The following is a 255-nucleotide window of genomic DNA, read 5'->3' as shown; positions in this document are numbered from 1 at the left end:
TGCTTTCTTATCTACTTCTGGAGTTTTTTCTCCGTTCAATTCTGCTTCAGCTTTTGTTAATGCATCTTTAGCTTTATCAACATCTGCTTGACTTGCTTTTGGATCTGCTAGTACTTTTTGTGCATCTTCTAATGCTTTGTCGTATGCATCCTTTTTAGCTTGGTCTGCATTCTTGTACTTGTCTGTATCCTTTGTAGATTTTTCTTTATCTACTTCAGCTTGAAGTGCTTTCTTATCTACTTCTGGAGTTTTTTC

General features: G+C 35.7%; 1 protein-coding gene. It reads right to left on the bottom strand.

The window, feature by feature from the left end:
• Nucleotides 1-255, bottom strand: a 255-nt coding sequence (locus ACU68W_RS09385; RefSeq protein ID WP_446756447.1) for an FIVAR domain-containing protein, incomplete at both ends; no start/stop codon positions are given.

This window comes from Finegoldia sp. P2-F-LR, assembly GCF_052932265.1.
Note: the sequence above shows the minus strand (reverse complement) of the source record. Positions and strands in the feature narration are given on the sequence as shown.